Origin of the sequence: Pseudomonas putida NBRC 14164 (genome assembly GCF_000412675.1) — a bacterium.
In the GTDB taxonomy this organism is placed as follows: domain Bacteria; phylum Pseudomonadota; class Gammaproteobacteria; order Pseudomonadales; family Pseudomonadaceae; genus Aquipseudomonas; species Aquipseudomonas putida.
In genome coordinates this window covers 4,768,431-4,789,958 of the sequence record NC_021505.1, presented here as the reverse complement: position 1 = coordinate 4,789,958, position 21,528 = coordinate 4,768,431, and the positions used below count along the sequence as shown (strand labels likewise).

The following is a 21,528-nucleotide window of genomic DNA, read 5'->3' as shown; positions in this document are numbered from 1 at the left end:
TGTATTGAATCACGCCGCCAGAACGGCAGTGATCGGGTGAACAGGTATGAATGACTTACCGATCGAAGGTTTTGCCACCACCAACGAAAACTCTGCGATGGTGCTGCTGGTCGACGACCAGGCCATGATCGGCGAGGCGGTGCGGCGTGGTCTGGCCAATGAAGACAACATCGACTTCCACTTCTGTGCCGACCCGCACCAGGCGGTGGTCCAGGCCATGCGCATCAAGCCCACGGTCATCCTCCAGGACCTGATCATGCCTGGCCTGGACGGCTTGACCCTGGTACGCGAATACCGCAACAACCCGGCCACCCAGGACATCCCGATCATCGTACTGTCGACCAAGGAGGACCCGCTGGTCAAAAGCGCGGCGTTTGCCGCCGGGGCCAACGATTACCTGGTCAAGCTGCCGGACACCATCGAACTGGTAGCGCGCATTCGCTACCATTCGCGCTCCTACCTTACCCTGCTGCAACGCGACGAGGCTTACCGCGCCCTGCGCGTCAGCCAGCAGCAGTTGCTCGACTCCAACCTGATGCTGCAGCGGCTGATGAACTCCGATGGCCTGACCGGGCTGTCCAACCGCCGCCACTTCGACGAGTACCTGGAGCTGGAATGGCGGCGCGCCATGCGTGAACAGCAGCAGTTGTCGTTGCTGATGATCGATGTGGACTATTTCAAGGCCTACAACGACAGCTTCGGCCACCTGGCCGGCGACGAGGCCTTGCGCCAGGTGGCCGAGGCGATTCGTGGCTCATGCTCGCGGCCGACCGACCTGCCGGCCCGCTATGGCGGCGAGGAGTTTGCCCTGGTGCTGCCCAACACCTCGCCAGGCGGGGCACGCCTGGTGGCTGAAAAGCTGCGTCAGACCGTTTTCGGCCTTGGCATCCCGCACAGCGCCCCGGTGGCCGACTCGCACCTGACCGTGAGCATCGGCCTGGCCACCCATACCCCGGCCGTGGGCAGCCACTGCCGGCAACTGATTTCGGCGGCGGACAAAGGCTTGTACCAGGCCAAGAACAGCGGGCGTAACCAAGTCGGCATCGCCTGAGAAACGGTGCACGGCCCCTTTTAGGAGCGGCCTTGTGTCGCGATGGACTGCGCAAGGCCGCTCTTGCAAGGGCGGTGATACGTTCTGCGAATGTGACCGCCCGGCGGGTCTGCCGCCGTGCCGCGGACTCGGTTATACTCGCGGGCTTTTCACCGAATTCGTACGAGAGCCGCGCGCCCATGGAAATCCAACCGATTCTGAACACCATCAAGGACCTCACCGAGCGTTCCCAGTCCATTCGGGGGTATCTTTGACTACGATCACAAGCATGACCGCCTGATCGAAGTCAATCGCGAGCTGGAAGACCCAAACGTCTGGAACAAGCCCGAATACGCCCAGGAACTGGGCCGCGAGCTCGCTGCCCTGAAGCAGATCGTCGAAACCCTGGATGAACTGTCCGGTGGCCTGAACGACTGCCGCGACTTGCTGGACATGGCCGTCGAAGAAAAAGACGAAGCCGCTGTCGAGGACGTGACCGCCGAGCTGCAGCGCCTGGAAGAAGCCCTGGCGAAGCTTGAGTTCCGCCGCATGTTCAGCGGCGAGATGGACATGAACAACGCCTACCTGGACATCCAGGCCGGTTCCGGCGGCACCGAAGCCCAGGACTGGGCCAACATTCTGTTGCGCATGTACCTGCGCTGGGCCGACAAGCGCGGTTTCGACGCCACCATCATCGAGCTTTCCGAAGGTGAAGTCGCCGGCATCAAAGGCGCTACCGTGCACATCAAGGGCGAGTACGCCTTTGGCTGGCTGCGCACCGAGATCGGCGTGCACCGCCTGGTGCGCAAGAGCCCGTTCGACTCCGGCGCCCGTCGTCACACCTCGTTCTCGGCGGTATTCGTGTCGCCCGAGATCGACGACAAGGTCGAGATCGACATCAACCCGTCCGACCTGCGTATCGACACCTACCGCTCCTCGGGCGCCGGTGGTCAGCACGTGAACACCACCGACTCCGCGGTACGTATCACCCACGTGCCGACCAACACCGTGGTGGCTTGCCAGAACGAACGCTCCCAGCACGCCAACAAGGACACCGCCATGAAAATGCTGCGGGCCAAGTTGTACGAGCTGGAAATGCAGAAGCGCAACGCCGCTTCGCAAGCGCTGGAAGACAGCAAGTCGGACATCGGCTGGGGTCACCAGATCCGCTCGTACGTGCTCGACGCGTCGCGGATCAAGGACCTGCGTACCAACGTTGAACGCAGCGACTGCAACAAGGTGCTCGACGGTGATATCGACGAATACCTGGAAGCCAGCCTGAAACAGGGCCTGTAAGCTTCACTCCTGCTGAAAGACCCTCGCCTGCGGGCGAGGGCAATGAATTCCCTGATGGAAGATGTGACGACATGAGCGACCTCAAGACCGACTCGCAAGACCTGCAACAGGAAGAAAATGCCCTGATCGCCCTGCGCAAGGAAAAACTTGCCGCCGAGCGCGCCAAAGGCAACGCCTTCCCCAACGACTTCCGTCGCGACAGCTACTGCAACGACCTGCAGAAACAGTACGCGGACAAGACCAAGGAAGAGCTGGAAGCAGCCGCGATTCCGGTCAAGGTTGCCGGCCGTATCATGCTCAACCGTGGCTCGTTCATGGTTATCCAGGACATGACCGGTCGCATCCAGGTCTACGTCAACCGCAAGACCCTGTCGGAAGAAACCCTGGCCGCAGTCAAGACCTGGGACCTGGGCGACATCATCAGCGCCGAAGGCACCCTGGCACGTTCCGGCAAGGGTGACCTGTACGTCGAAATGACCAACGTGCGCCTGCTGACCAAGTCGCTGCGCCCGCTGCCCGACAAGCACCACGGCCTGACCGACACCGAACAGCGCTACCGCCAGCGTTACGTCGACCTGATGGTCAACGAAGAAACCCGCCACACCTTCCGTGTGCGTTCGCAGGTGATCTCGCACATTCGCAAGTTCCTCACCGAGCGTGACTTCCTCGAAGTCGAGACGCCGATGCTGCAAACCATCCCGGGCGGCGCGGCGGCCAAGCCGTTCGAAACCCACCACAACGCCCTGGACATGGCCATGTTCCTGCGTATCGCGCCGGAGCTGTACCTCAAGCGCCTGGTGGTGGGCGGCTTTGAGAAAGTGTTCGAGATCAACCGCAACTTCCGTAACGAAGGTGTTTCGACGCGTCATAACCCCGAATTCACCATGCTCGAGTTTTACCAGGCCTACGCCGACTACAACGACAACATGGACCTCACCGAGGAACTGTTCCGCGAGCTGGCGCAGTTGGTACTGGGCAGCACCGACGTGCCTTACGGCGACAAGGTGTTCCATTTCGGCGAGCCGTTCGTGCGCCTGTCGGTGTTCGACTCGATCCTCAAGTACAACCCGGAACTGACCGCTGCCGACCTGCAGGACGTTGACCGCGCCCGCGACATCGCCAAGAAGGCCGGTGCCAAGGTGCTGGGCCACGAAGGCCTGGGCAAGCTGCAGGTGATGATTTTCGAAGAGCTGGTCGAGCACAAGCTGGAGCAGCCTCACTTCATCACCGAGTACCCGTTCGAAGTGTCGCCGCTGGCTCGTCGCAACGACGACAACCCGGCCGTTACCGACCGCTTCGAGCTGTTCATCGGTGGCCGCGAAATCGCCAACGCCTACTCCGAGCTCAACGATGCCGAAGACCAGGCCGAGCGCTTCCTGGCCCAGGTGGCCGAGAAGGACGCTGGTGACGACGAAGCCATGCACTACGACGCCGACTTCGTGCGTGCGCTGGAGTACGGCATGCCGCCGACCGCCGGTGAAGGCATCGGCATCGACCGCCTGGTCATGTTGCTGACCAACTCGCCGTCGATCCGCGACGTGATCCTGTTCCCGCACATGCGTCCACAGGCCTGAGTGAATTGAACAAGCCGCCTTTCGAGGCGGCTTTTTCTTGCCTGAAGCTTTATGTTGTCTGTACTGGCTCCATCGCTGGCAAGCCAGCTCCCACAGGTGCTGCATAGGTCCTGACTATGGTGCGGGCCCGTGGGAGCTGGCTTGCCGGCGATGAGGCCAGTGCAGGCCGCAGATGACTTGAACCGTGAGGTATGCCCTGTGACACCCGCCATGCCTGATCAAGGCGCCGCCGGCATCGCTACCGCCGTCGCCGAAAACGTGCAATACCAAGGCCGCAAGACTGCCCGCCAAGGCAGCGAACAGCGCCGCCAGCTGATCCTCGACGCCGCCATGCGTATCGTCGTGCGCGATGGCGTGCGCGGTGTGCGCCACCGTGCGGTGGCCGCCGAGGCCGCTGTGCCGCTGTCGGCCACCACCTACTACTTCAAGGACATCGAGGACCTGCTCACCGATACCTTCGCCCAGTATGTCGAGCGTAGTGCCGCCTACATGGCCAAGCTGTGGGCCAACACCGAAGTGGTACTGCGCCAGTTGCTGGCCCAGGGTGACGGCAGCCCGGCGGCACGGGCGCGGCTGGCTGACGAAGTGGCGCGCATGACTGCCGACTATGTTCAGCGGCAACTGCTGAACCGCCGCGACTTCCTGATGGCCGAACAGGCCTTCCGCCAAGAGGCGCTGCTGTGCCCACGCCTGGCTGAGCTGGTGCGTGCCCACGAGCAGATCCTGCTGCACGGCACCCGTCAATTGCTGCAGGTGGTGGGGTCGCGACAACCAGAACAGGACGCCCAGATGTTGACGGCGATTATCGAGCAGATGGAATATCAGGGCCTGCTCAAGGATGCGAACGCGCAAGCCGATGGGCAGATGCTCGCTATGCTTACCCGATACCTGCAGCTGGTGCTGGCATCGGCCTGAGCCGAGACCGATTTTTCAAGGAGAACCTGATGAAAGCCTGGCGTGTGGTGTTGTTGACTCTGTCATTCCTGCTGCTGGGCGGTTGTCTGGTGACCTTCCATGAGCCCTTGCCCAGCAACCAGGCGGCGCCCAAGGCGCTGCTCGGCAAGTGGAGCAGCAAGGACGCCTGGGGCGAGCCGTTGAAGCTGACCATCAGCCGCAGCGGCGGCGGTGCCTACAAGGCGGTGGCCACGGCCAAGGGCAAGGCCCCCGAGGAATACGTGTTCACCGTGTCGCGCCACGGCAACCGCTGGTACCTGTCGGCCGGCGTGCCCAAACGCCTGGGAGGCAACTTCCTGATCGGCGGTTTCGACATCGTCGAGGGCAAGGAGCTGGTGGTCTACAACCTGGATGTCGAGCAGGTGCAGCAGGCGGTGGACAAGAAGGAACTGACCGGGCGCAGCACCGAGGTGCCTGAAGACAACGGCGACGGCGTGCTGATCGATAGCCCCTCGGCGCGGGTGCTGGCGTACCTGGACGACCCGGCCAACTCCGACCTGTTCGTCGAAGTGGCGCGGTTCCAGCGGACTGGCAAGTAGTTACCTGTGCCGGCCTCTTCGCGGCTAAAGCCGCTCCCACAGGTACTGCACCAGGCTTGAGACCTGTGCGGTCCCTGTGGGAGCGGCTTTAGCCGCGAAGAGGCCAGCACAGGCAACACAAGGCTTGGCTCATTGTTGCAATAAGGAGTCCCCAGTGGACGAATACCAGCAAACCATCCGCGCCCTGTCAGACCGCATCGTTGCGGCGCAGACCCCGATCCGGGTCCTGGACGCGGTTAAATGGGACGAAAACATTCGTCAGGGCTTCCTCAAAGCCAAGGGCAAGGAGCCGCCGGCCGTCGACCGTGCCTATTACCAGTCGCGCCCGCTATCGTTCGACTCCGGCGCGGTGAAGGCCGAGTTCCAGGGCATCGAGCGTGACATCATCCGCCAGCTAGGTCAGTTCAACCCGGTCGGGCAGATCATGAAGCGCATGTGCCGTGAGTACCGCATGGTGGTGCGCATGCTCGAAGCGCGCGGTACCGAGGACTTCGGCCTGATCTCCCAGGAGCTGTATGGCGCTGCCTCCGACGCCTTCCATGCCGGTGACCCGACCCTGGCCGACCTCGGTCTGATGCTGTCGGATTACCTCAACAATATCGATGGCCGGGGCGACCTGAAGGACGAGCCGAAGAACCTCACCGCCAAAGAGGCGGTGGAGATCCTCCAGCGCCGGCTGAACAAGGTGTTCGGCGAGGCCGAGGAAACCATCCGCGTGTTCGAGTCCGACGGTATCGTCGCCGATGCCGCGGCCGGTGCCGACTACATCAAGGTGCGCGCCGATGCCATGTTCAATGCCCGCGACGTGCGCGCCCTGGAGGTGCACGAAGGGCTGGTGCATGTCGGTACCACGCTCAATGGCCTGAACCAGCCGATCTGCACCTTCCTGGCCAAGGGCCCGCCCTCGTCGACGGTGACCCAGGAAGGCCTGGCCATCCTCATGGAAGTGATTGCCTTCGCCTCCTACCCCAGCCGGCTGCGCAAGCTCACCAACCGCACTCGCGCCATCCACATGGTCGAGGAGGGCGCCGATTTCCTCCAGGTGTTCGATTTTTTCCGTGGGCAAGGCTTCGAGATGGCACAGAGCTACAGCAACGCCAGCCGGGTGTTCCGCGGTTCGGTGCCCAATGGCCTGCCATTCACCAAGGACTTGTCCTACCTCAAGGGCTTCATCATGGTTTACAACTACATTCAGTTGGCCGTGAAGAAGGGCAAGCTCGAACAGATCCCGTTGCTGTTCTGTGGCAAGACCACCCTGGAAGACATGCGTACCTTGCGCCAGCTGGTGGAGGAGGGCCTGGTTGCGCCGCCCAAGTACTTGCCCGAGCAGTTCCGCGACCTTAACGCGCTGTCGGCCTGGATGTGCTTCTCCAACTTCCTCAACCACCTGAGCCTGGACCGTATTGAAGCCGACTACGCGAACATTCTCTGAGTGCTGCCGCCTGCTGGCCCTGGGCTTGGTCCTGTTGGGCCTTGGCGGCTGCAGCAGCCTGCTGTTCTACCCCGAGCGTGGGCAGGCCTTTACGCCTGAGCGGGCCAAGCTGGCGTACCGCGATGTAACGTTGACCACAACTGATGGCATCCGCCTGCACGGTTGGTGGTTGCCGGCCAAGGCCGGGGTCGAGGTCAAAGGTACGGTACTGCACTTGCACGGCAACGGCGGCAACCTGCCGGGGCACCTGGGTGGCAGCTACTGGCTGCCGGAGCAGGGCTATCAGGTGCTGATGATCGATTACCGCGGTTATGGCCTGTCGCAGGGGGCGCCAAGCCTGCCAGAGGTGTACGAAGATATCGCCGCCGCCATGGCCTGGCTGGACCAGGCGCCCGAGGTAAAGGGCAAGCCCCTGGTGCTGCTGGGGCAAAGCCTTGGCGGCGCCATGGCCATTCATTACCTGGCGGCCCACCCCGAGCAGCGCGAGCGCTTCAGTGCCCTGGTGTTCGATGGCGTACCGGCCAGTTACCGTTCAGTCGGGCGCTTTGCCCTCAGCACGTCGTGGATGACCTGGCCGTTGCAGGTGCCGCTGTCGTGGCTGGTGCCGGACGGCGACAGTGCAATCCGTTCGATCGAGCAACTGAGCAGCCCGCCCAAGCTGTTCTTCCACAGCATCGACGACAACCTGGTGCCGATGGACAACGGTATTCGCCTGTACCAGCACGCGCCACCTCCGCGGGTGCTGCAACTGACCCGCGGTGGCCACGTGCAGACCTTCGCCGACCCCACATGGCGCCAGGTGATGCTGCGTTTCCTCGACGACCCTAGCCATTTCAACGGCCTGCGGCGGCTTGCCGAAGTGCCCAATTTCCCTGACGAGAAGAACAAGCAATGAGTGAAGAACGCAACGCCATCCCGCTGATCCTGACCGGCGTCGGCAGCATCATCGTGACGGTGGGGGCCTTGTGGTACTACGGTTACCTGCATTTCGCCAAACCCGAGGATGCCCTGTTGCTGCAGGACTTCACCATGCTCAAGACCATCCCGGGCGAGGACTACAAGGTTTCGCTGGACCCGGCGCCGCAAGTGGCCCAGTGCGTCGATGGCGTGCTGGTGTTGTTCGACACCGAGCAGAAAGGCCTGACCGGCGTGCTGGTGGACAACCGCAAGCGTGCGGTGCGCTGCATGGGCGAGGAAACCCCGCAGCAGGTGAAGTGAGCCAACCTTTTCAGCGCCTGTTCCGGCCCATTCGCGGCTAAAGCCGCTCCCACAGGGACCGCTTCAGTTTCGGGGGGGGCAATACCTGTGGGAGCGGCTTTAGCCGCGAAGAGGCCGGTACAGGCAAAAAAAAGCCCCACGTCGAGCGCGGGGCTTTTTTTTCAGCTAGCCAGCCTTACCGCTGAACCTGGCTCACCGAACGGGGTGCCACTGGCTGGTTGTCGTTGGAGATGGTCACCTCCACGCGACGGTTTTGCGCACGGCCCGAGTTGCTGCCGTTGTCCGCTACCGGGTACTCCTTGCCATAGCCCTGGGAGACGATGCGCGCCGGGTCTACGCCGGCACGTACCAGTGCCATGCGTACGCTGTTGGCGCGGCGCTCGGACAGGGTCTGGTTGTAGTTGGCCGAGCCGACGCTGTCGGTGTAGCCCTCGACAATCACCTTGCGCTCCGGGTTTTCCTGGAGGAACTGGGCCAGCTTGGTGACGTTCGGGTAGGCGTTGCTCTTGAGCTCGGCCTTGTTGAAGTCGAACAGCACATCGCCAAAGGTCACCAGCGTACCGCGGTCGGTCTGCTTGGCGTTGAGGCTGTCCTGCAGCTTGGCGATCTGCGCGTCGCGGGCATCCAGCTTGGCCTGTGCGCGTTGGGCCGAGGCGTTTTTCAGCTCGCCTTCGGCGGTGCGCAGGGCAATGGTCTGCTTGGCCACTTCAACACGCTGGTTGGTCAGGTAGGCGAGTTGGTCGACCTTCTTCTGGTCTTCACGGTCCATGTAGGCCTTGTCGGCCTTGTTCAGCCAGTCCTGGGCGTCCTTGGTCTCCAGTGCCGCGACCTTGCTCGATTGCGGATCGCTCTGCAGCGAGGAGAAGTTGGTGCGGGCCGATTCCAGGTTGGCGTTAGGGTCGTGCGAGCAGGCAGCAAGACCAACGCTGAGGGCCAGCAGGGCGGGAATCATGACGTAATTGCGCATAGTGTTCATCCTTTGATCGTGTGCGAAGGCTAAGGTTGGCGGTGCAGGGCTCACTGAGCGCTGCGCAGGCCTTCCTCACGTACGTCCTGAACGCCCTGGCGGGCATCCTGCACGGCCTTCTGGGCCTTGGCCGCCTGGGCCTTGCGTTCGGCGAGGCGGGCGTCCCACTCGGCCTGTTGGGCCAGGCGCTTGGCCTCGTCGTACTTCTTGTCGTGCATGGCGATTTCGGCTTGCTTGAACTTGTCCTGGGCCGCTTTCATTTCCACGGCGGCGAACTCAGTGCCACCCGCGCTCACGGCGGAGTTCACGGCGGACTGGGTGACAGCATACTGCTCGGTAGGCGGGTTGCCCGCACAGCCGGCCAGGACCAGGCTACTGCCCAGGGCCAGCGCGGCCAGCTTGAACCCGCGCACATGAGTGGATGACAGTTTGCTAGTGCGGGTCTTCATGGTGGTCAGTTCCATTGGATCACTCCTGATTACGACGATGTCCGTAGCAGTCCATCGCTTATTCCCTGACAAAACCGCGCGCTTCAGCTGAACGGTGCACGAGGGCAGTGTGCAGGGTTTTAGCGTGATGGCTATTGGCTCCGACTCGACCGTTTTTGGAATGGTTCAGAAAAAAGTGCACTGAACGAGGAATTATTTCTGACTGATCGGTCAGCGCGATTTGCCTGGAACTTTCGCAGGCAAAGGCGGTATTCCGGGCCTTGCCGAGGCCCGGAACGGTGGGGCGGGTGGTTATCTTTCGCTATCGTCGTCGGTGGTGCTCAGGCTGTGCAGGTGCTGTCGCGAGAGGGACAGAAAGCGCGGAGTAGAGCCGACATCCTCGTACAGCGGGTCACCTTCTTCATCGGTGGCGATGACCTGGTGACCCTGCACATAGGGGAAGCTGGCTTCCAGCTCTTCGAGGGCGGCCGCCACCAGTTCGCCGAGCAGTTCCTCGGCGGTCCGCTTGGGGTACATGTCGATCAGCGCGGCCAGGCGCGCCTCGGACTCCAGGTCCAGGTGCAATACATGGCCCGTGCGGCTGAGAGTGCCGGCGGCATTCTGTTCCCAGTGCTGGGCGAGTTCACGGATTTTCATGATGACCTCTGTTGACGCCTGCTAAGGCTGCATTGCATGGGAGTGCTTGCTTTCACTTTAGTTTGCTTTGGCTGATCACGGCTTGCCATTGGCGTTCGGCTGGGGGCACTCTTCAGTGCAGATGCAGTGCCTGTGGGAGCGGGCATGCCCGCGAAGAATCAAAACGCGGTGCCTGGCACCGGCTGCGCCGGTGTTCACGGGCATGCCCGCTCCCACAGGGATCGCGTGGAGCCTGAAAGGGATGCGACGGAGAGAGGGCCGATGACTGATATCGATGTGCGTTTGCGTGAAGATGTCCATGTGTTGGGTGAGCTGCTCGGCGAAACCATTCGCCAGCAGCATGGCGATGCGTTCTTGCAGAAAATTGAAGACATCCGCCACAGCGCCAAGGCCGACCGCCGCGGCCCCGGCGAGCAATTGACCTCGACCCTGGCCGACCTTGCCGAAGAAGACTTGCTACCCGTCGCCAGGGCCTTCAACCAGTTCCTCAACCTGGCCAACATGGCCGAGCAGTACCAGTTGATCCGCCGCCGCGACGCCGGCCAGGCCGAACCCTTCGAGGCCCGTGTGCTGCCCGAATTGCTGGCGCGCCTGAAGCAGGCCGGGCATAGCAACGATGCCCTGGCCCGGCAACTGGCCAAGCTCGACATCCAATTGGTGCTTACGGCGCACCCCACCGAGGTGGCCCGTCGCACCTTGATCCAGAAGTACGACGCCATCGCCGGCCAGCTGGCTGCCCAGGACCACCGTGACCTGACCCCGGACGAACGCCATCAGGTGCGTGAACGCTTGCGCCGGCTGATTGCCGAGGCCTGGCACACCGAAGAAATCCGCCGCACCCGGCCGACGCCGGTAGACGAAGCCAAGTGGGGCTTCGCGGTGATCGAGCATTCGCTGTGGCACGCCATCCCCAGCCACCTGCGCAAGGTCGACAAGGCCCTGCTGGATGCCACCGGCTTGCGCCTGCCGCTGGAGGCCGCGCCAATTCGCTTTGCCTCGTGGATGGGCGGTGACCGTGACGGCAACCCCAATGTGACTGCCGCCGTTACCCGGGAAGTGCTGTTGCTGGCGCGCTGGATGGCCGCCGACCTGTTCCTGCGCGACATCGATGCACTGGCCGCCGAGTTGTCCATGCAGCAGGCCAGTGACGCGTTGCGCGAACGGGTGGGCGACAGTGCCGAACCCTACCGCGCCGTGCTCAAGCAACTGCGCGACCGCCTGCGGGCGACGCGTGCATGGGCGCATACCGCTTTGACCAGCAGCCAGCCGGCCAGCGCCGAGGTGCTGGTGGATAACCGCGACCTGATTGCGCCACTGGAGCTGTGCTATCAGTCGCTGCACGAATGCGGCATGGGCGTTATCGCCGAAGGGCCGTTGCTCGATTGCCTGCGCCGCGCCGTCACTTTCGGCCTTTTCCTGGGCCGCCTGGACGTGCGCCAGGACGCTGCCCGCCACCGTGACGCGCTGACCGAAATCACCGACTACCTGGGCCTGGGCCGCTATGCCGACTGGGATGAAGATCGCCGCATCGAATTCCTTCAGGCCGAGCTGAAAAACCGCCGCCCGCTGTTGCCCGCACACTTCAGGCCGCAGGCAGACACCGCCGAGGTGCTGGCCACCTGCCGGGAAGTCGCCGCCGCGCCCGCTGCCTCGCTGGGCTCCTATGTCATTTCCATGGCCGGTGCCGCTTCGGATGTGCTGGCGGTGCAACTGTTGCTCAAGGAAGCCGGCCTGACCCGCCCCATGCGTGTGGTACCGCTGTTCGAGACCCTGGCTGACCTGGACAACGCCGGGCCGGTGATGCAGCGCCTGCTCGGCCTGCCGGGTTACCGGGCCGGGCTGCGCGGCCCGCAGGAAGTGATGATCGGCTACTCCGACTCGGCCAAGGATGCTGGCACCACGGCGGCGGCCTGGGCGCAGTACCGGGCCCAGGAAAACCTGGTGCGCATCTGCGCCGAACACCAGGTCGAACTGCTGCTGTTCCACGGCCGGGGCGGTACGGTAGGGCGCGGCGGTGGCCCGGCCCACGCAGCGATCCTGTCGCAGCCACCGGGTTCGGTGGCGGGGCGGTTCCGCACCACCGAGCAGGGCGAAATGATCCGCTTCAAGTTCGGTTTGCCGGGCATCGCCGAGCAAAACCTGAACCTGTACCTGGCCGCTGTGCTCGAAGCCACGCTGTTGCCCCCGCCGCCCCCGCAACCGGCCTGGCGCGAGGTGATGGACCAGTTGGCTGCTGATGGCGTCAAGGCGTACCGCAGTGTGGTGCGCGACAACCCCGATTTCGTCGAGTACTTCCGCCAGTCGACGCCAGAACAGGAACTGGGGCGCCTGCCGCTGGGCAGCCGCCCCGCCAAGCGCCGGGCAGGCGGGATCGAAAGCCTGCGGGCCATCCCATGGATCTTCGGCTGGACCCAGACCCGGCTGATGCTGCCGGCCTGGCTGGGCTGGGAAACCGCGCTGAGCAATGCCTTGGCCCGTGGCCAAGGTGAGTTGCTGGCACAGATGCGCGAGCAGTGGCCGTTTTTCCGTACCCGCATCGACATGCTGGAAATGGTGCTGGCCAAGGCCGATGCGCAAATAGCCGAGGCCTACGACGAACGTCTGGTGCAACCGGACTTGCTTCCTTTAGGTGCACACCTGCGCGACCTATTGTCGCAGTCTTGCCAGGTGGTACTGGGGCTGACCGGGCAGCAGGTGCTACTGGCGCACAGCCCCGAGACGCTGGAATTCATCAGCCTGCGCAACACCTACCTGGACCCGCTGCACCGCCTGCAGGCCGAGTTGCTGGCCCGCTCGCGCAGCCGCGAAGCCGCTCTGGACAGCCCGTTGGAGCAGGCCTTGCTGGTGACCGTGGCGGGTATTGCCGCCGGGCTGCGCAATACCGGCTGAAGGTGTGCCCAAGCCAGCAGGGGTGAGTGGCGTGCAGGCCATGCACGGGTGAGGGGAGGGTGGTTGCGCCGGGCGCAACCACCTGCCCGGTCGGGCACAAGTGGCGCATTCCTGCAACTTTGGGACGCTTGTATGGCTGCCGGGCGCTGTGTATCTTGAGCAGCCTTCTGACCGTTTTATGGTCATACCCGATTTTCCGGACTTGGCCCTGGTTGCCGAATCCATTGAATTTCATAAAAAAATTTGAGGAGCACAAGATGCGCGTAATTCTGCTGGGAGCTCCCGGGGCCGGTAAAGGTACTCAGGCAAAGTTCATCACCGAAAAGTTCGGTATTCCACAGATCTCCACCGGCGACATGCTGCGTGCCGCCGTCAAGGCCGGCACCCCGCTGGGCCTGGAACTGAAGAAAGTCATGGATGCCGGCCAGCTGGTCTCCGACGAGCTGATCATCAGCCTGGTCAAGGAGCGCATCGCCCAGCCTGATTGCGCCAACGGCTGCCTGTTCGACGGCTTCCCACGCACCATCCCGCAGGCCGAAGCCATGGTCTCTGCCGGTGTCGACATCGACGCCGTGGTCGAAATCGCCGTGGACGACGAAGAAATCGTCGGCCGCATGGCTGGCCGCCGCGTACACCTGGCCTCGGGCCGTACCTACCACATTCAGTACAACCCGCCGAAAGTGGAAGGCAAGGACGACGTCACTGGTGAAGACCTGATCCAGCGCGACGACGACAAGGAAGAAACCGTTCGTCATCGCCTGTCGGTCTACCACACCCAGACCAAGCCGCTGGTGGAGTTCTACCAGAAGCTGTCGGCCGCCAATGCCGGCAAGCCGAAGTACAGCCACATTGAAGGTGTCGGTTCGGTCGACGCCATCACTGCCAAGGTCCTGGCAGCCCTGAGCTGATCAGCGCCTGACGCCCCCCGACAACGGCCCGCTAGCGGGCCGTTGTCGTTTCCGGCCTGCGATCCACGGCCTGGCGCTCCTACAGGGACCGCGCCAGGCCACCTTCAAAGGCCGCACTGCGCCCCTTCGGGACACAACGCCGCTGCTGCTCTATACTGCCGCTCTTTTCATTCGCACCTGGATACCCGTTCGATGACCACCCTGCTGGCCCTGGATACCGCCACCGAAGCCTGTTCCGTCGCGCTGCTGCATGACGGCAAGGTAACCAGCCATTACGAGGTGATCCCGCGTCAGCACGCGCAGAAGCTGCTGCCGATGATCAAGCAGTTGCTGGCCGAATCCGGCGTTGCGCTGAATGCACTGGATGCCATCGCCTTTGGCCGTGGCCCGGGCGCTTTCACCGGCGTGCGCATTGCCATTGGTGTGGTCCAGGGCCTGGCCTTCGCGCTGGAGCGCCCGGTGCTGCCGGTGTCCAACCTGGCCGCGCTGGCCCAGGGTGCCTTGCGCGAGCAGGGCGTGCAGCAGGTGGCGGCTGCCATCGATGCGCGCATGGATGAAGTGTACTGGGGCTGCTACCAGGCCACGGCCGGCGAAATGCGCCTGGTCGGCCGCGAGGCGGTGTTGCCGCCCGAACAGGTAGCGCTGCCGGCGGGCAGCAGTGGCGAGTGGTTCGGTGCCGGTACCGGATGGGGCTATGCCGAGCGCCTGGCGGTACAGGTGGCGGCCAGCAACCCTGGCGCCTTGCCCAATGCGCTGGACATTCTCAGCCTGGCTACCTTCGCCTGGGCTCGTGATGAGGCAATCGTTGCCGAGCAGGCGCAACCGGTATATCTGCGCGATAATGTAGCTACGCCCAAGAAGCACTGAGTGCTGTTCGTCGGTTATCGCCGATCACTCTAAAACCTTTTGCGCGATCTGTGGTCCAGTTATCAGTCAAGCATTAGCGACGGAACCCTGATGCTGCTAAATTGCCATCATTGGTCCTGAGTGCTCATGCCATGCGTATCGACGGTTTCTCTTCGCAGTCCTACCCGGTCAAGCGCACCCCGCGCAAGGCACCGGCGCGTGACGAGGCCATCGATGATGCCGAGCTGATTGAAGACAGCCAGGGCGCCCCCGTGGAGGCCACCGCCCGCCGCCGCAGCGGTGGCCTGCCAGCCCGCCAGCAGGACATGGTCTTCCCCCGCGCCCGTGACCGGCGCACCGCCACTGCCTTGGCCAGCTACCTGAGCACCGCCGGTTTCACCGACTGGGACATGGAAGTACTGGGGCTCGACCTGTACATTTAGTGGATGAGTCCACCACCACTGCCTTATTTTCTCGGTTGCCCGTCCTGGAGCGAAAACGCCTGGCGCGACTACCTCTATCCCGCCGACGCCACCAGTAACGAAATGCTTGGCCTCTACAGCCAGGTGTTCAACGCCGTCGAGGGCAATACCACCTTCTATGCACGCCCCGCTCCCGGCACCATTGCCCGCTGGGCGCAGGTGATGCCCGGGCACTTCCGTTTCACCGCCAAGTTTCCCCGGGACATCAGCCACGAGGGTGACCTGCGTGATCAACTGGAGCCTGCCTTCGACTTCACACGGCTGATGGCCCCGCTGGGCAAGCGCGTTTCGCCGTACTGGCTGCAGTTGCCGGCCAAGTTCGGCCCGGCGCGCCTGGGCGAGCTTTGCCACTTCCTCGACGAGATCGGCCTGCCGGTGGCCGTGGAAGTGCGTAACCAGGCCTTCTTCGCCAAGGGTGAAGAAGAACGCCTGCTCAACCGCCTGCTGCACGAACGCGGCGTGGAGCGCATCTGCCTGGACCCGCGGGCGTTGTTCAGCTGCACCTCGCGCGACCCTGCCGTGCTGCATGCGCAGTCGAAGAAGCCCAAGGTACCACCACGCCCTGCGGCCTTCAGCCAGCACCCACAGGTGCGCTTCATCGGCCATCCGGAGCTGGAGGCCAATCACACCTTCCTCAGCCCTTGGGTAGAAAAAATCGCCGATTGGATCGAGGAAGGCCGCAACCCCTATATCTTCCTGCACACTTCGGACAATCGCCTGGCTGCGGCGTTGGCCCGGCATTTCCATCAACGCCTGATGGCACGCCTGCCAGGTCTTGCACCTTTGCCGGAATTGCCGCGCGCGCCCGAGGTCGAACAACTGGGCTTACTCTGACCTTTCCCTGACTGCCGGAGGTTGAACCATGGATGTGCAAACCCTGCGAGCCGAAGCCTTCAAGGCTTTACACGAGCGCGAAGGCGCGTTCGTCATCCCCAACCCGTGGGACGCCGGCTCCGCCAAGCTGCTTGCCAGCCTGGGTTTCGAGGCGCTGGCCACTACCAGTGCTGGCCTGGCGTTCAGCCTGGGCCGGCCAGACGCCGAAGGCGCCTTGAGCCTGGACGATACCCTGGACAATGCCGGCGAGATCGTCGACGCCACTGCGTTGCCGGTGGCCGCGGACCTTGAGAACGGTTTCGGCGACATGCCTGAAGATTGTGCCCAGACCATCTTGCGTGCTGCCGAAATCGGCCTGGTAGGTGGCTCCATCGAGGATGCCAGTGGCCGCAGTGATGCGCCCATCTATGACCTCGGGCTGGCCGTGGAGCGCGTGCGCGCCGCCGTGCAGGCTGCGCGTAGCCTGCCGTTCCCGTTTACGTTGTGCGCCCGGGCAGAAAACCTGCTGCATGGCCGCATGGACCTCGACGACACCATCCTGCGCCTGCAAGCCTATGCCGAGGCCGGCGCCGATGTGCTCTATGCCCCCGGGCTGCGCACCGTCGAGGAAGTACGTGCGGTGGTGCAGGCGGTCGCCCCGCGGCCGGTGAATGTATTGATGGGCATGGCGGGTGTGCCACTGAGCGTGAACCAGTTGCAGGACCTGGGCGTGCGCCGCATCAGCGTCGGCTCGTCGCTGGCCCGTGCCGCGCTGGGGGCCTTCCACCGTGCTGCGTTGGAGATTCGCAACGAGGGTACGTTCGGCTACGGTGAGCAGGCACTGCCGTTTGCCCAGCTCAACGACCTGTTCCGCCGCTGATGCGGGCAATGCTGGCGCTGCTGGCCGGCCTGTTGGTGCTGGCCGGCCTGGCCTGGCACTTCGGCTGGCGCCTGCCTGCCGTGTGGAACCCCTGGGCGCCGCTGGATGTGCGTCAGCCGCCCAACCTGCTGACGCCGTACAAGCTTTCACGCCTGCGCGATGACCCGGCCTTGTGCCGGCAGGCACTGGAAACCAGCCAGCTGCGCTACCGGGCGCAAGCCGACAGCCCGGCTGCGGCCAACTGCCCGTTGCAGAACGTGTGGCGCATCGAGGGCGGGCAGGCGCGGCTCAGCAGCAGCTTCCTGGCCAGTTGCCCGCTGGCGGTGGCCTACGCGCTGTTCGAGAACCATGGCTTGCAGCCGGTGGCGCAGCGGGTGCTGGGCCAACCGGTGACCCAGGTCGATCACCTGGGCAGCTTCGCCTGTCGCAATGTCTACCACCGCAAGCAGGGCCGCTTGAGCCAGCACGCTACCGCCAATGCGTTGGACATCAGCGGTTTTCGCCTGCAGGACGGCCGGCGCATCGTGCTGGCGCGTGACTGGCAGGCGGGCGGGCAGAAGGCAGAGTTCTTGCGGCAGGTGCAGCAGGCGGCTTGCGAGAGCTTCAGCACGGTACTGGGGCCGGATTACAACGCCGCGCACCACAATCACTTCCACCTGGACATGGGGCGCTGGCAGATCTGCCGTTAGCTTCAGGCGTGAACGCGCACGTTGTTCAGCACCACCGGGCGCGCCCAGTGGATGTCGAACTCCAGGTCGTTTTGCTGTTTGGCCAGGGTGGCCTCGTCGAACGGTTCGGGTGCCGGGTCCAGCAGGTTGGTCTCGAACTCGGCAATGGGCAGGAACAACGACCGCGGGGCGGGGCCCGGGCCGGGCTCGGCAATCGGATGGCCCTGGCTCATCACCACCGGGCGCATCCAGCTGTTGCTGGTGTCGAGCTGGCGCTGCTGTTCAATCAGTTCCATGGCACTGAACGGCTCAGGCGCAGGCGGCAGCAGGCTGGCTTCAAGCTCTGCCTTGGGCAAGAACAGCGGCTCGGGCGGTGTTACCTCGGTGTCCAGCACCGGGCAGGCGCGTTGGGCGTCGATCAGGGCCAGCGCACGGGCGCCGCCGATGGGTTCGCCGCTGTCGTGGTCGTACTGCACGAACGACTGGCTGACGCTGTCTACGGGCTCTTCCTGCTGCTCGGCCATGGCCCGGGCAAAGAAATCCTGCCACAGGTGGCTGACGCCCCCGAGTGCCTGGGTGTTGTGCTGACTGTAGTTGCCGACAGGCGACAAATAGGTCAAGCCGATAGGAAGAGTATCTGACATGGCAGTCGCGCGCGTTGTGCTCTGGCAGAATAGCGGGATATTGCCTGTATCGGCCGTGGCTGCTGATTCATTAAGGCTTGGTTTGATTTTTTAGGTGTGGACGATGGAAGAGCAAGGCACGGGTATCAGGGTCGAGGCGATGTCGGCTGAGTATGCGGAGCAGGCCAAGGTGTGGGCTGAACGCCTAAGCCTGCCGCTACAGGACGAGAGCGCCGGCTTCGCCGTGCAGGTGGGCGCCGAGGGTTTGCAGATCCAGCAGCTTGGGCCGCAGGCACCAGGGCCGGTGCGGGTGGACTTTGTCGAAGGCCAGGCCGCGCACCGGCGCCAGTTTGGTGGTGGCAACGGGCAGATGATTGCCAAGGCCGTGGGCATTGCCCAAGGCGTGCGGCCACAAGTGCTGGATGCCACGGCAGGCCTTGGCAAAGATGCGTTCGTGCTGGCCAGCCTGGGCTGCCAGATGACCCTGATCGAGCGCCAGCCGCTGATTGCCGCGCTGCTGGAAGATGGCCTGGCGCGGGCGCGCTCGGATGACGAGGTGGGCCCGATTGTCGGGCGCATGCGCCTGCTGACCGGCAACGCCATCGAGCGTATGCGCGCCTGGGAAGGGGAGGCGCCGCAAGTCATCTACCTCGACCCCATGTTCCCGCACCGCGACAAGAGCGCCCTGGTGAAAAAGGAAATGCGCGTGTTCCGGCCCTTGGTGGGTGACGACCTGGATGCCCCGGCCCTGCTCGAAGCAGCCCTGGCGCTGGCCAGCCACCGGGTGGTGGTGAAGCGCCCGCGCAAGGCGCCGATCATCGACGGGCCGAAGCCGAGCCATAGCCTGGAAGGCAAGTCGAGCCGGTATGACATTTACCCGAAGAGAGCCTTGAAGGCCTGAATTTCGTTATATCTGTGCTGGCCTCTTCGCGGGTAAACCCGCTCCCACAGGATCGACTTGGCGTTGAATCCTGTGCAGTACCAGTGGGAGCGGGTTTACCCGCGAAGAGGCCGCACAGGCATCCAGATATCAGGGTTTGAACGCCCGCAAGAACACCCTCACCACCTCGCGCACATGTGCCTCGGCCTCTTCGCCCTGGAGCGGCCCCGCGCACCCCAGCAGCAAGCGATAATCCGGTGCCCCCTTGACCAGGCAGAAGAAGTGCTCCGCCGCACGCAGCGGGTTGTCGATACGCAGCAGCCCGCGTTCATTGGCCCCGCGCAGCAGCGCTTCCATCCCTGCCAGCACGCGCTTGGGGCCGGCTTCGTAGAAGTACTCGCCAAAGCTTGGGTCCAGGCTCCCCTGGGCCATGATCAGGCGGCTGAGCTTGACCGCTTCGTCGCTGCTGATCAGTGCCTGGAAGCCACGGGCAATGGTCAACAATACCTCCTCCACCGGTGCCCCCTCGGGATACTCGAACAGCAGGTCAGGTAGCTGGATCTGGCAGGTGGCCATGACCGCTGAGCAGAACAGGGTCTGCTTGTCGGTGAAGTGGCTGTACACGGTAAGTTTTGAAACACCTGCCGCCGCAGCGACCGCATCCATGCTGGTGTTGGCGTAACCAAGGCTGAGGAACAGGGCCTTGGCTGCTTCGAGAATCGCCTCGCGCTTGACCAGGTCCTTTGGCCGGCCTGGGCCGATGGGTGCGTCGTTGGGCATTGTGGTCTGCATCTGGTTTAAGGATCACCATCTTAACGGGTCGGGCGCGATCCGGCTAAAACCAGGTCACATTGCCTGCTGTCTGCCAGCGGACAGTTGTCCGCCAGTGATGCCGTCGCTCAGGCGTCAGCGAGGTGTCGACACCACCCCCGACAAACCGAACACCACAGATATAGCGCTATCCTCGACACCGACGCAAATCCCTGTGGGAGCGGCGGTGCGGCGGTCCGATTTACCCGCGAAGAATACGACGCGGTGCATGGCACCGGCTTCGCCGGTGTTCGCGGGTGAACCCGCTCCCACAATGTACGCGCTGCGCTTGCGATCACTGTTTCATGACCACCCGCGCAGCCCTGGCCTCAGGACTGCTTGGCACCCCACCAATCTGCCACACGTATGGCGGATGCGCCGTGCGGGCGGCGCTCGATCTCCAAGGCGCCAAAAAGACTTCAGCCGTACCCCTGGAAAAACCACCGCAAACCCTTCCCGGCATCGCTAACCTGACTTAATATACTCGCCAGTACAAATATTCGAAGTGCCCTCCGCGAAAGGATTCATCATGTTGCGCCATGCCTTGTCCATCGCCTTGCCCGCCGTTGCCGCGTTGCTACTGACGGCATGCGGTCAGGAAGCCACCCCGCCTGCCGCGCCGCGCCCGGCGCTGGTGGTGCAGCCGCAGCCGGCCGAAGCGGCTGCCGACAGCTACCCCGGCGAAGTACGTGCGCGCTTCGAGCCGGACCTGGCCTTCCGCATTGGCGGCAAGGTCACCAAGCGTCTGGTTGAGGAGGGGCAGCGAGTCAAGGCCGACCAGCCGCTGGCTGAGCTGGACCCGCAGGACGTGCGCCTGCAACTGGAAGCCAACCGCGCCCAGATGGCGGCTGCCGAGGCCAACCTGGCGCTGGTGCGCGCCGAGCGTGACCGCTACCAGAAGCTGCTGGACCGGCAGATGGTCAGCCATTCCCAGTTCGACAATGCCGAGAATTTGTACCGCGCCGGCCTTGCCCGGCTGAAACAGGCCAAGGCCGAGTTCGACGTGGCTGGCAACCAGGCCGAATATGCCGTGCTGCGCGCGCCGCAGGCCGGGGTGGTTGCCAAGCGTCAGGTAGAAGTGGGCCAGGTGGTTGCCGCCGGGCAAACCGTGTTCACCCTGGCCGCCGATGGCGAGCGCGAAGTGGTGATCGGCCTGCCGGAGCAGCAGTTCGCCCGCTTTGCCGTGGGGCAACCGGTCAGTGTGGAGCTGTGGTCACACCCGCAAGCGCGCTTTCAGGGGCGTATCCGCGAGCTGTCACCGGCCGCCGACCCCCGCTCGCGCACCTTTGCTGCGCGCATCGCCTTTACTTCGGCCGCCACGCCGGCGGAGCTGGGCCAGAGTGCCCGGGTGTTCATCGCCCATGATGGGCTGATCCCGTTGGCAGTGCCGCTGTCAGCGGTTACAGCGGAAAACGGCCAGGCCTATGTGTGGCGCGTCAACAAGGACAGCCGCCTGGAGCGGGCCGAGGTGCGTCTGGGGGCTTATGGCAGCGACAGTGTGCCAGTGCTCGAAGGCCTCGCCGCCGGTGACTGGGTGGTCGCCGCCGGTGGCCATGTACTGCGTGAGGGCCAGGAAATACGCCCTGTGGACCGCAGCAACCGTGTAGTGAAGCTGACGGCCAAGGAGTAAGTCC

Annotated in this window: 22 protein-coding genes; 17 read left to right on the top strand and 5 right to left on the bottom strand. The window is 64.0% G+C overall.

Annotation, left to right across the window (positions count from 1 at the left end):
• Positions 1–46 precede the first annotated feature (46 nt).
• The 8 genes from wspR (at position 47) to PP4_RS21215 (ending at position 8,043) form a co-directional block, all read left to right on the top strand.
• Positions 47–1,051 carry a Wsp signal transduction system regulator diguanylate cyclase WspR gene (gene wspR, locus PP4_RS21250; protein ID WP_016501204.1) on the top strand — a complete coding sequence of 335 codons (1,005 nt, stop codon included), beginning with the start codon at positions 47–49 and terminating at the stop codon, positions 1,049–1,051.
• A 179-nt stretch (positions 1,052–1,230) separates the two neighbouring features.
• Positions 1,231–2,326 (top strand): peptide chain release factor 2 gene (prfB, locus tag PP4_RS29075; protein WP_114942480.1). Its coding sequence is split into 2 segments (ribosomal slippage): positions 1,231–1,302 and positions 1,304–2,326, totalling 1,095 coding nucleotides; the frame shifts between segments, so codons are not numbered across the junction.
• A 71-nt stretch (positions 2,327–2,397) separates the two neighbouring features.
• Positions 2,398–3,900 (top strand): lysine--tRNA ligase, encoded by a 1,503-nt coding sequence (gene lysS / locus PP4_RS21240; protein ID WP_016501201.1) that lies wholly within the window; start codon positions 2,398–2,400, stop codon positions 3,898–3,900.
• A 210-nt stretch (positions 3,901–4,110) separates the two neighbouring features.
• Entirely contained in the window at positions 4,111–4,815 is a 705-nt protein-coding gene (locus PP4_RS21235; protein WP_041167855.1) for a TetR/AcrR family transcriptional regulator, read from the top strand.
• A gap of 29 nt (positions 4,816–4,844) precedes the next feature.
• Positions 4,845–5,393 (top strand): hypothetical protein, encoded by a 549-nt coding sequence (locus PP4_RS21230; RefSeq protein WP_016485172.1) that lies wholly within the window; start codon positions 4,845–4,847, stop codon positions 5,391–5,393.
• Positions 5,394–5,547: 154 nt separating this feature from the next.
• A complete protein-coding gene (locus PP4_RS21225; RefSeq protein ID WP_016501199.1) occupies positions 5,548–6,825 on the top strand; it encodes a flavohemoglobin expression-modulating QEGLA motif protein in 1,278 nt (425 codons plus the stop codon).
• The gene (locus PP4_RS21220) at positions 6,797–7,720 is read left to right on the top strand and encodes an alpha/beta hydrolase (protein ID WP_041167854.1); all 924 of its coding nucleotides are present in this window, start codon (positions 6,797–6,799) and stop codon (positions 7,718–7,720) included. The genes PP4_RS21225 and PP4_RS21220 overlap by 29 nt, the downstream gene beginning before the upstream one ends.
• Entirely contained in the window at positions 7,717–8,043 is a 327-nt protein-coding gene (locus PP4_RS21215; protein ID WP_016501197.1) for a hypothetical protein, read from the top strand. The genes PP4_RS21220 and PP4_RS21215 overlap by 4 nt, the downstream gene beginning before the upstream one ends.
• 175 nt (positions 8,044–8,218) lie before the next feature.
• Here the strand turns inward: PP4_RS21215 and PP4_RS21210 are convergent, their stop codons facing one another.
• The 3 genes from PP4_RS21210 to PP4_RS21200 form a co-directional block, all read right to left on the bottom strand.
• Positions 8,219–9,010, bottom strand: a complete 792-nt coding sequence (locus PP4_RS21210; RefSeq protein ID WP_016501196.1) for an OmpA family protein — start codon at positions 9,008–9,010, stop codon at positions 8,219–8,221.
• Positions 9,011–9,060: 50 nt separating this feature from the next.
• Positions 9,061–9,474: a DUF4398 domain-containing protein gene (locus tag PP4_RS21205; RefSeq protein ID WP_014592166.1), complete on the bottom strand. Its 414-nt coding sequence runs from the start codon at positions 9,472–9,474 to the stop codon at positions 9,061–9,063.
• Between the two features lie 276 nt (positions 9,475–9,750).
• On the bottom strand, positions 9,751–10,095 hold the full coding sequence (locus tag PP4_RS21200) for a hypothetical protein (RefSeq protein WP_016501195.1): 345 nt from the start codon (positions 10,093–10,095) through the stop codon (positions 9,751–9,753).
• Positions 10,096–10,356: 261 nt separating this feature from the next.
• Between PP4_RS21200 and ppc the strand changes: the two genes are divergently transcribed.
• The 7 genes from ppc to PP4_RS21165 all read left to right on the top strand — a co-directional run bounded on the left by ppc (position 10,357) and on the right by PP4_RS21165 (position 17,602).
• Positions 10,357–12,984 carry a phosphoenolpyruvate carboxylase gene (gene ppc / locus PP4_RS21195; protein ID WP_016501193.1) on the top strand — a complete coding sequence of 876 codons (2,628 nt, stop codon included), beginning with the start codon at positions 10,357–10,359 and terminating at the stop codon, positions 12,982–12,984.
• Positions 12,985–13,241: 257 nt separating this feature from the next.
• On the top strand, positions 13,242–13,892 hold the full coding sequence (gene adk / locus PP4_RS21190) for an adenylate kinase (RefSeq protein ID WP_016501192.1): 651 nt from the start codon (positions 13,242–13,244) through the stop codon (positions 13,890–13,892).
• Between the two features lie 192 nt (positions 13,893–14,084).
• The gene (gene tsaB, locus PP4_RS21185; RefSeq protein ID WP_016501191.1) at positions 14,085–14,759 is read left to right on the top strand and encodes a tRNA (adenosine(37)-N6)-threonylcarbamoyltransferase complex dimerization subunit type 1 TsaB; all 675 of its coding nucleotides are present in this window, start codon (positions 14,085–14,087) and stop codon (positions 14,757–14,759) included.
• Between the two features lie 131 nt (positions 14,760–14,890).
• The gene (locus tag PP4_RS21180; protein WP_016501190.1) at positions 14,891–15,181 is read left to right on the top strand and encodes a hypothetical protein; all 291 of its coding nucleotides are present in this window, start codon (positions 14,891–14,893) and stop codon (positions 15,179–15,181) included.
• A 3-nt stretch (positions 15,182–15,184) separates the two neighbouring features.
• On the top strand, positions 15,185–16,054 hold the full coding sequence (locus PP4_RS21175) for a DUF72 domain-containing protein (protein ID WP_016501189.1): 870 nt from the start codon (positions 15,185–15,187) through the stop codon (positions 16,052–16,054).
• Positions 16,055–16,082: 28 nt separating this feature from the next.
• The gene (locus tag PP4_RS21170; protein ID WP_016485183.1) at positions 16,083–16,913 is read left to right on the top strand and encodes an isocitrate lyase/PEP mutase family protein; all 831 of its coding nucleotides are present in this window, start codon (positions 16,083–16,085) and stop codon (positions 16,911–16,913) included.
• Complete coding sequence (locus PP4_RS21165) at positions 16,913–17,602, top strand: extensin-like domain-containing protein (protein ID WP_041167853.1); 690 nt, start codon at positions 16,913–16,915, stop codon at positions 17,600–17,602. The genes PP4_RS21170 and PP4_RS21165 overlap by 1 nt, the downstream gene beginning before the upstream one ends.
• 2 nt (positions 17,603–17,604) lie before the next feature.
• Here PP4_RS21165 and PP4_RS21160 read toward each other — a convergent pair whose 3' ends face one another.
• Complete coding sequence (locus PP4_RS21160; RefSeq protein WP_016501187.1) at positions 17,605–18,225, bottom strand: hypothetical protein; 621 nt, start codon at positions 18,223–18,225, stop codon at positions 17,605–17,607.
• Between the two features lie 103 nt (positions 18,226–18,328).
• Between PP4_RS21160 and PP4_RS21155 the strand changes: the two genes are divergently transcribed.
• Positions 18,329–19,105, top strand: a complete 777-nt coding sequence (locus tag PP4_RS21155; RefSeq protein ID WP_016501186.1) for a class I SAM-dependent methyltransferase — start codon at positions 18,329–18,331, stop codon at positions 19,103–19,105.
• A 129-nt stretch (positions 19,106–19,234) separates the two neighbouring features.
• On the opposite strand, the gene PP4_RS21150 is transcribed toward PP4_RS21155, so the two are convergent.
• Positions 19,235–19,876, bottom strand: coding sequence for a TetR/AcrR family transcriptional regulator (locus tag PP4_RS21150; protein ID WP_041167852.1), 642 nt, complete (start codon positions 19,874–19,876; stop codon positions 19,235–19,237).
• A gap of 547 nt (positions 19,877–20,423) precedes the next feature.
• Between PP4_RS21150 and PP4_RS21145 the strand changes: the two genes are divergently transcribed.
• Positions 20,424–21,524, top strand: coding sequence for an efflux RND transporter periplasmic adaptor subunit (locus PP4_RS21145; RefSeq protein ID WP_016501184.1), 1,101 nt, complete (start codon positions 20,424–20,426; stop codon positions 21,522–21,524).
• The last annotated feature ends 4 nt before the right edge of the window (positions 21,525–21,528 follow it).

Coding starts and splice junctions, on each gene's coding strand:
- wspR (WP_016501204.1), top strand. CDS start 47: ATGAATGACTTACCGATCGAAGGTTTTGCCACCACCAACGAAAACTCT.
- lysS (WP_016501201.1), top strand. CDS start 2,398: ATGAGCGACCTCAAGACCGACTCGCAAGACCTGCAACAGGAAGAAAAT.
- PP4_RS21235 (WP_041167855.1), top strand. CDS start 4,111: ATGCCTGATCAAGGCGCCGCCGGCATCGCTACCGCCGTCGCCGAAAAC.
- PP4_RS21230 (WP_016485172.1), top strand. CDS start 4,845: ATGAAAGCCTGGCGTGTGGTGTTGTTGACTCTGTCATTCCTGCTGCTG.
- PP4_RS21215 (WP_016501197.1), top strand. CDS start 7,717: ATGAGTGAAGAACGCAACGCCATCCCGCTGATCCTGACCGGCGTCGGC.
- PP4_RS21210 (WP_016501196.1), bottom strand. CDS start 9,010: ATGCGCAATTACGTCATGATTCCCGCCCTGCTGGCCCTCAGCGTTGGT.
- PP4_RS21205 (WP_014592166.1), bottom strand. CDS start 9,474: ATGGAACTGACCACCATGAAGACCCGCACTAGCAAACTGTCATCCACT.
- PP4_RS21200 (WP_016501195.1), bottom strand. CDS start 10,095: ATGAAAATCCGTGAACTCGCCCAGCACTGGGAACAGAATGCCGCCGGC.
- ppc (WP_016501193.1), top strand. CDS start 10,357: ATGACTGATATCGATGTGCGTTTGCGTGAAGATGTCCATGTGTTGGGT.
- adk (WP_016501192.1), top strand. CDS start 13,242: ATGCGCGTAATTCTGCTGGGAGCTCCCGGGGCCGGTAAAGGTACTCAG.
- tsaB (WP_016501191.1), top strand. CDS start 14,085: ATGACCACCCTGCTGGCCCTGGATACCGCCACCGAAGCCTGTTCCGTC.
- PP4_RS21180 (WP_016501190.1), top strand. CDS start 14,891: ATGCGTATCGACGGTTTCTCTTCGCAGTCCTACCCGGTCAAGCGCACC.
- PP4_RS21175 (WP_016501189.1), top strand. CDS start 15,185: ATGAGTCCACCACCACTGCCTTATTTTCTCGGTTGCCCGTCCTGGAGC.
- PP4_RS21170 (WP_016485183.1), top strand. CDS start 16,083: ATGGATGTGCAAACCCTGCGAGCCGAAGCCTTCAAGGCTTTACACGAG.
- PP4_RS21165 (WP_041167853.1), top strand. CDS start 16,913: ATGCGGGCAATGCTGGCGCTGCTGGCCGGCCTGTTGGTGCTGGCCGGC.
- PP4_RS21160 (WP_016501187.1), bottom strand. CDS start 18,225: ATGTCAGATACTCTTCCTATCGGCTTGACCTATTTGTCGCCTGTCGGC.
- PP4_RS21155 (WP_016501186.1), top strand. CDS start 18,329: ATGGAAGAGCAAGGCACGGGTATCAGGGTCGAGGCGATGTCGGCTGAG.
- PP4_RS21150 (WP_041167852.1), bottom strand. CDS start 19,876: ATGCAGACCACAATGCCCAACGACGCACCCATCGGCCCAGGCCGGCCA.
- PP4_RS21145 (WP_016501184.1), top strand. CDS start 20,424: ATGTTGCGCCATGCCTTGTCCATCGCCTTGCCCGCCGTTGCCGCGTTG.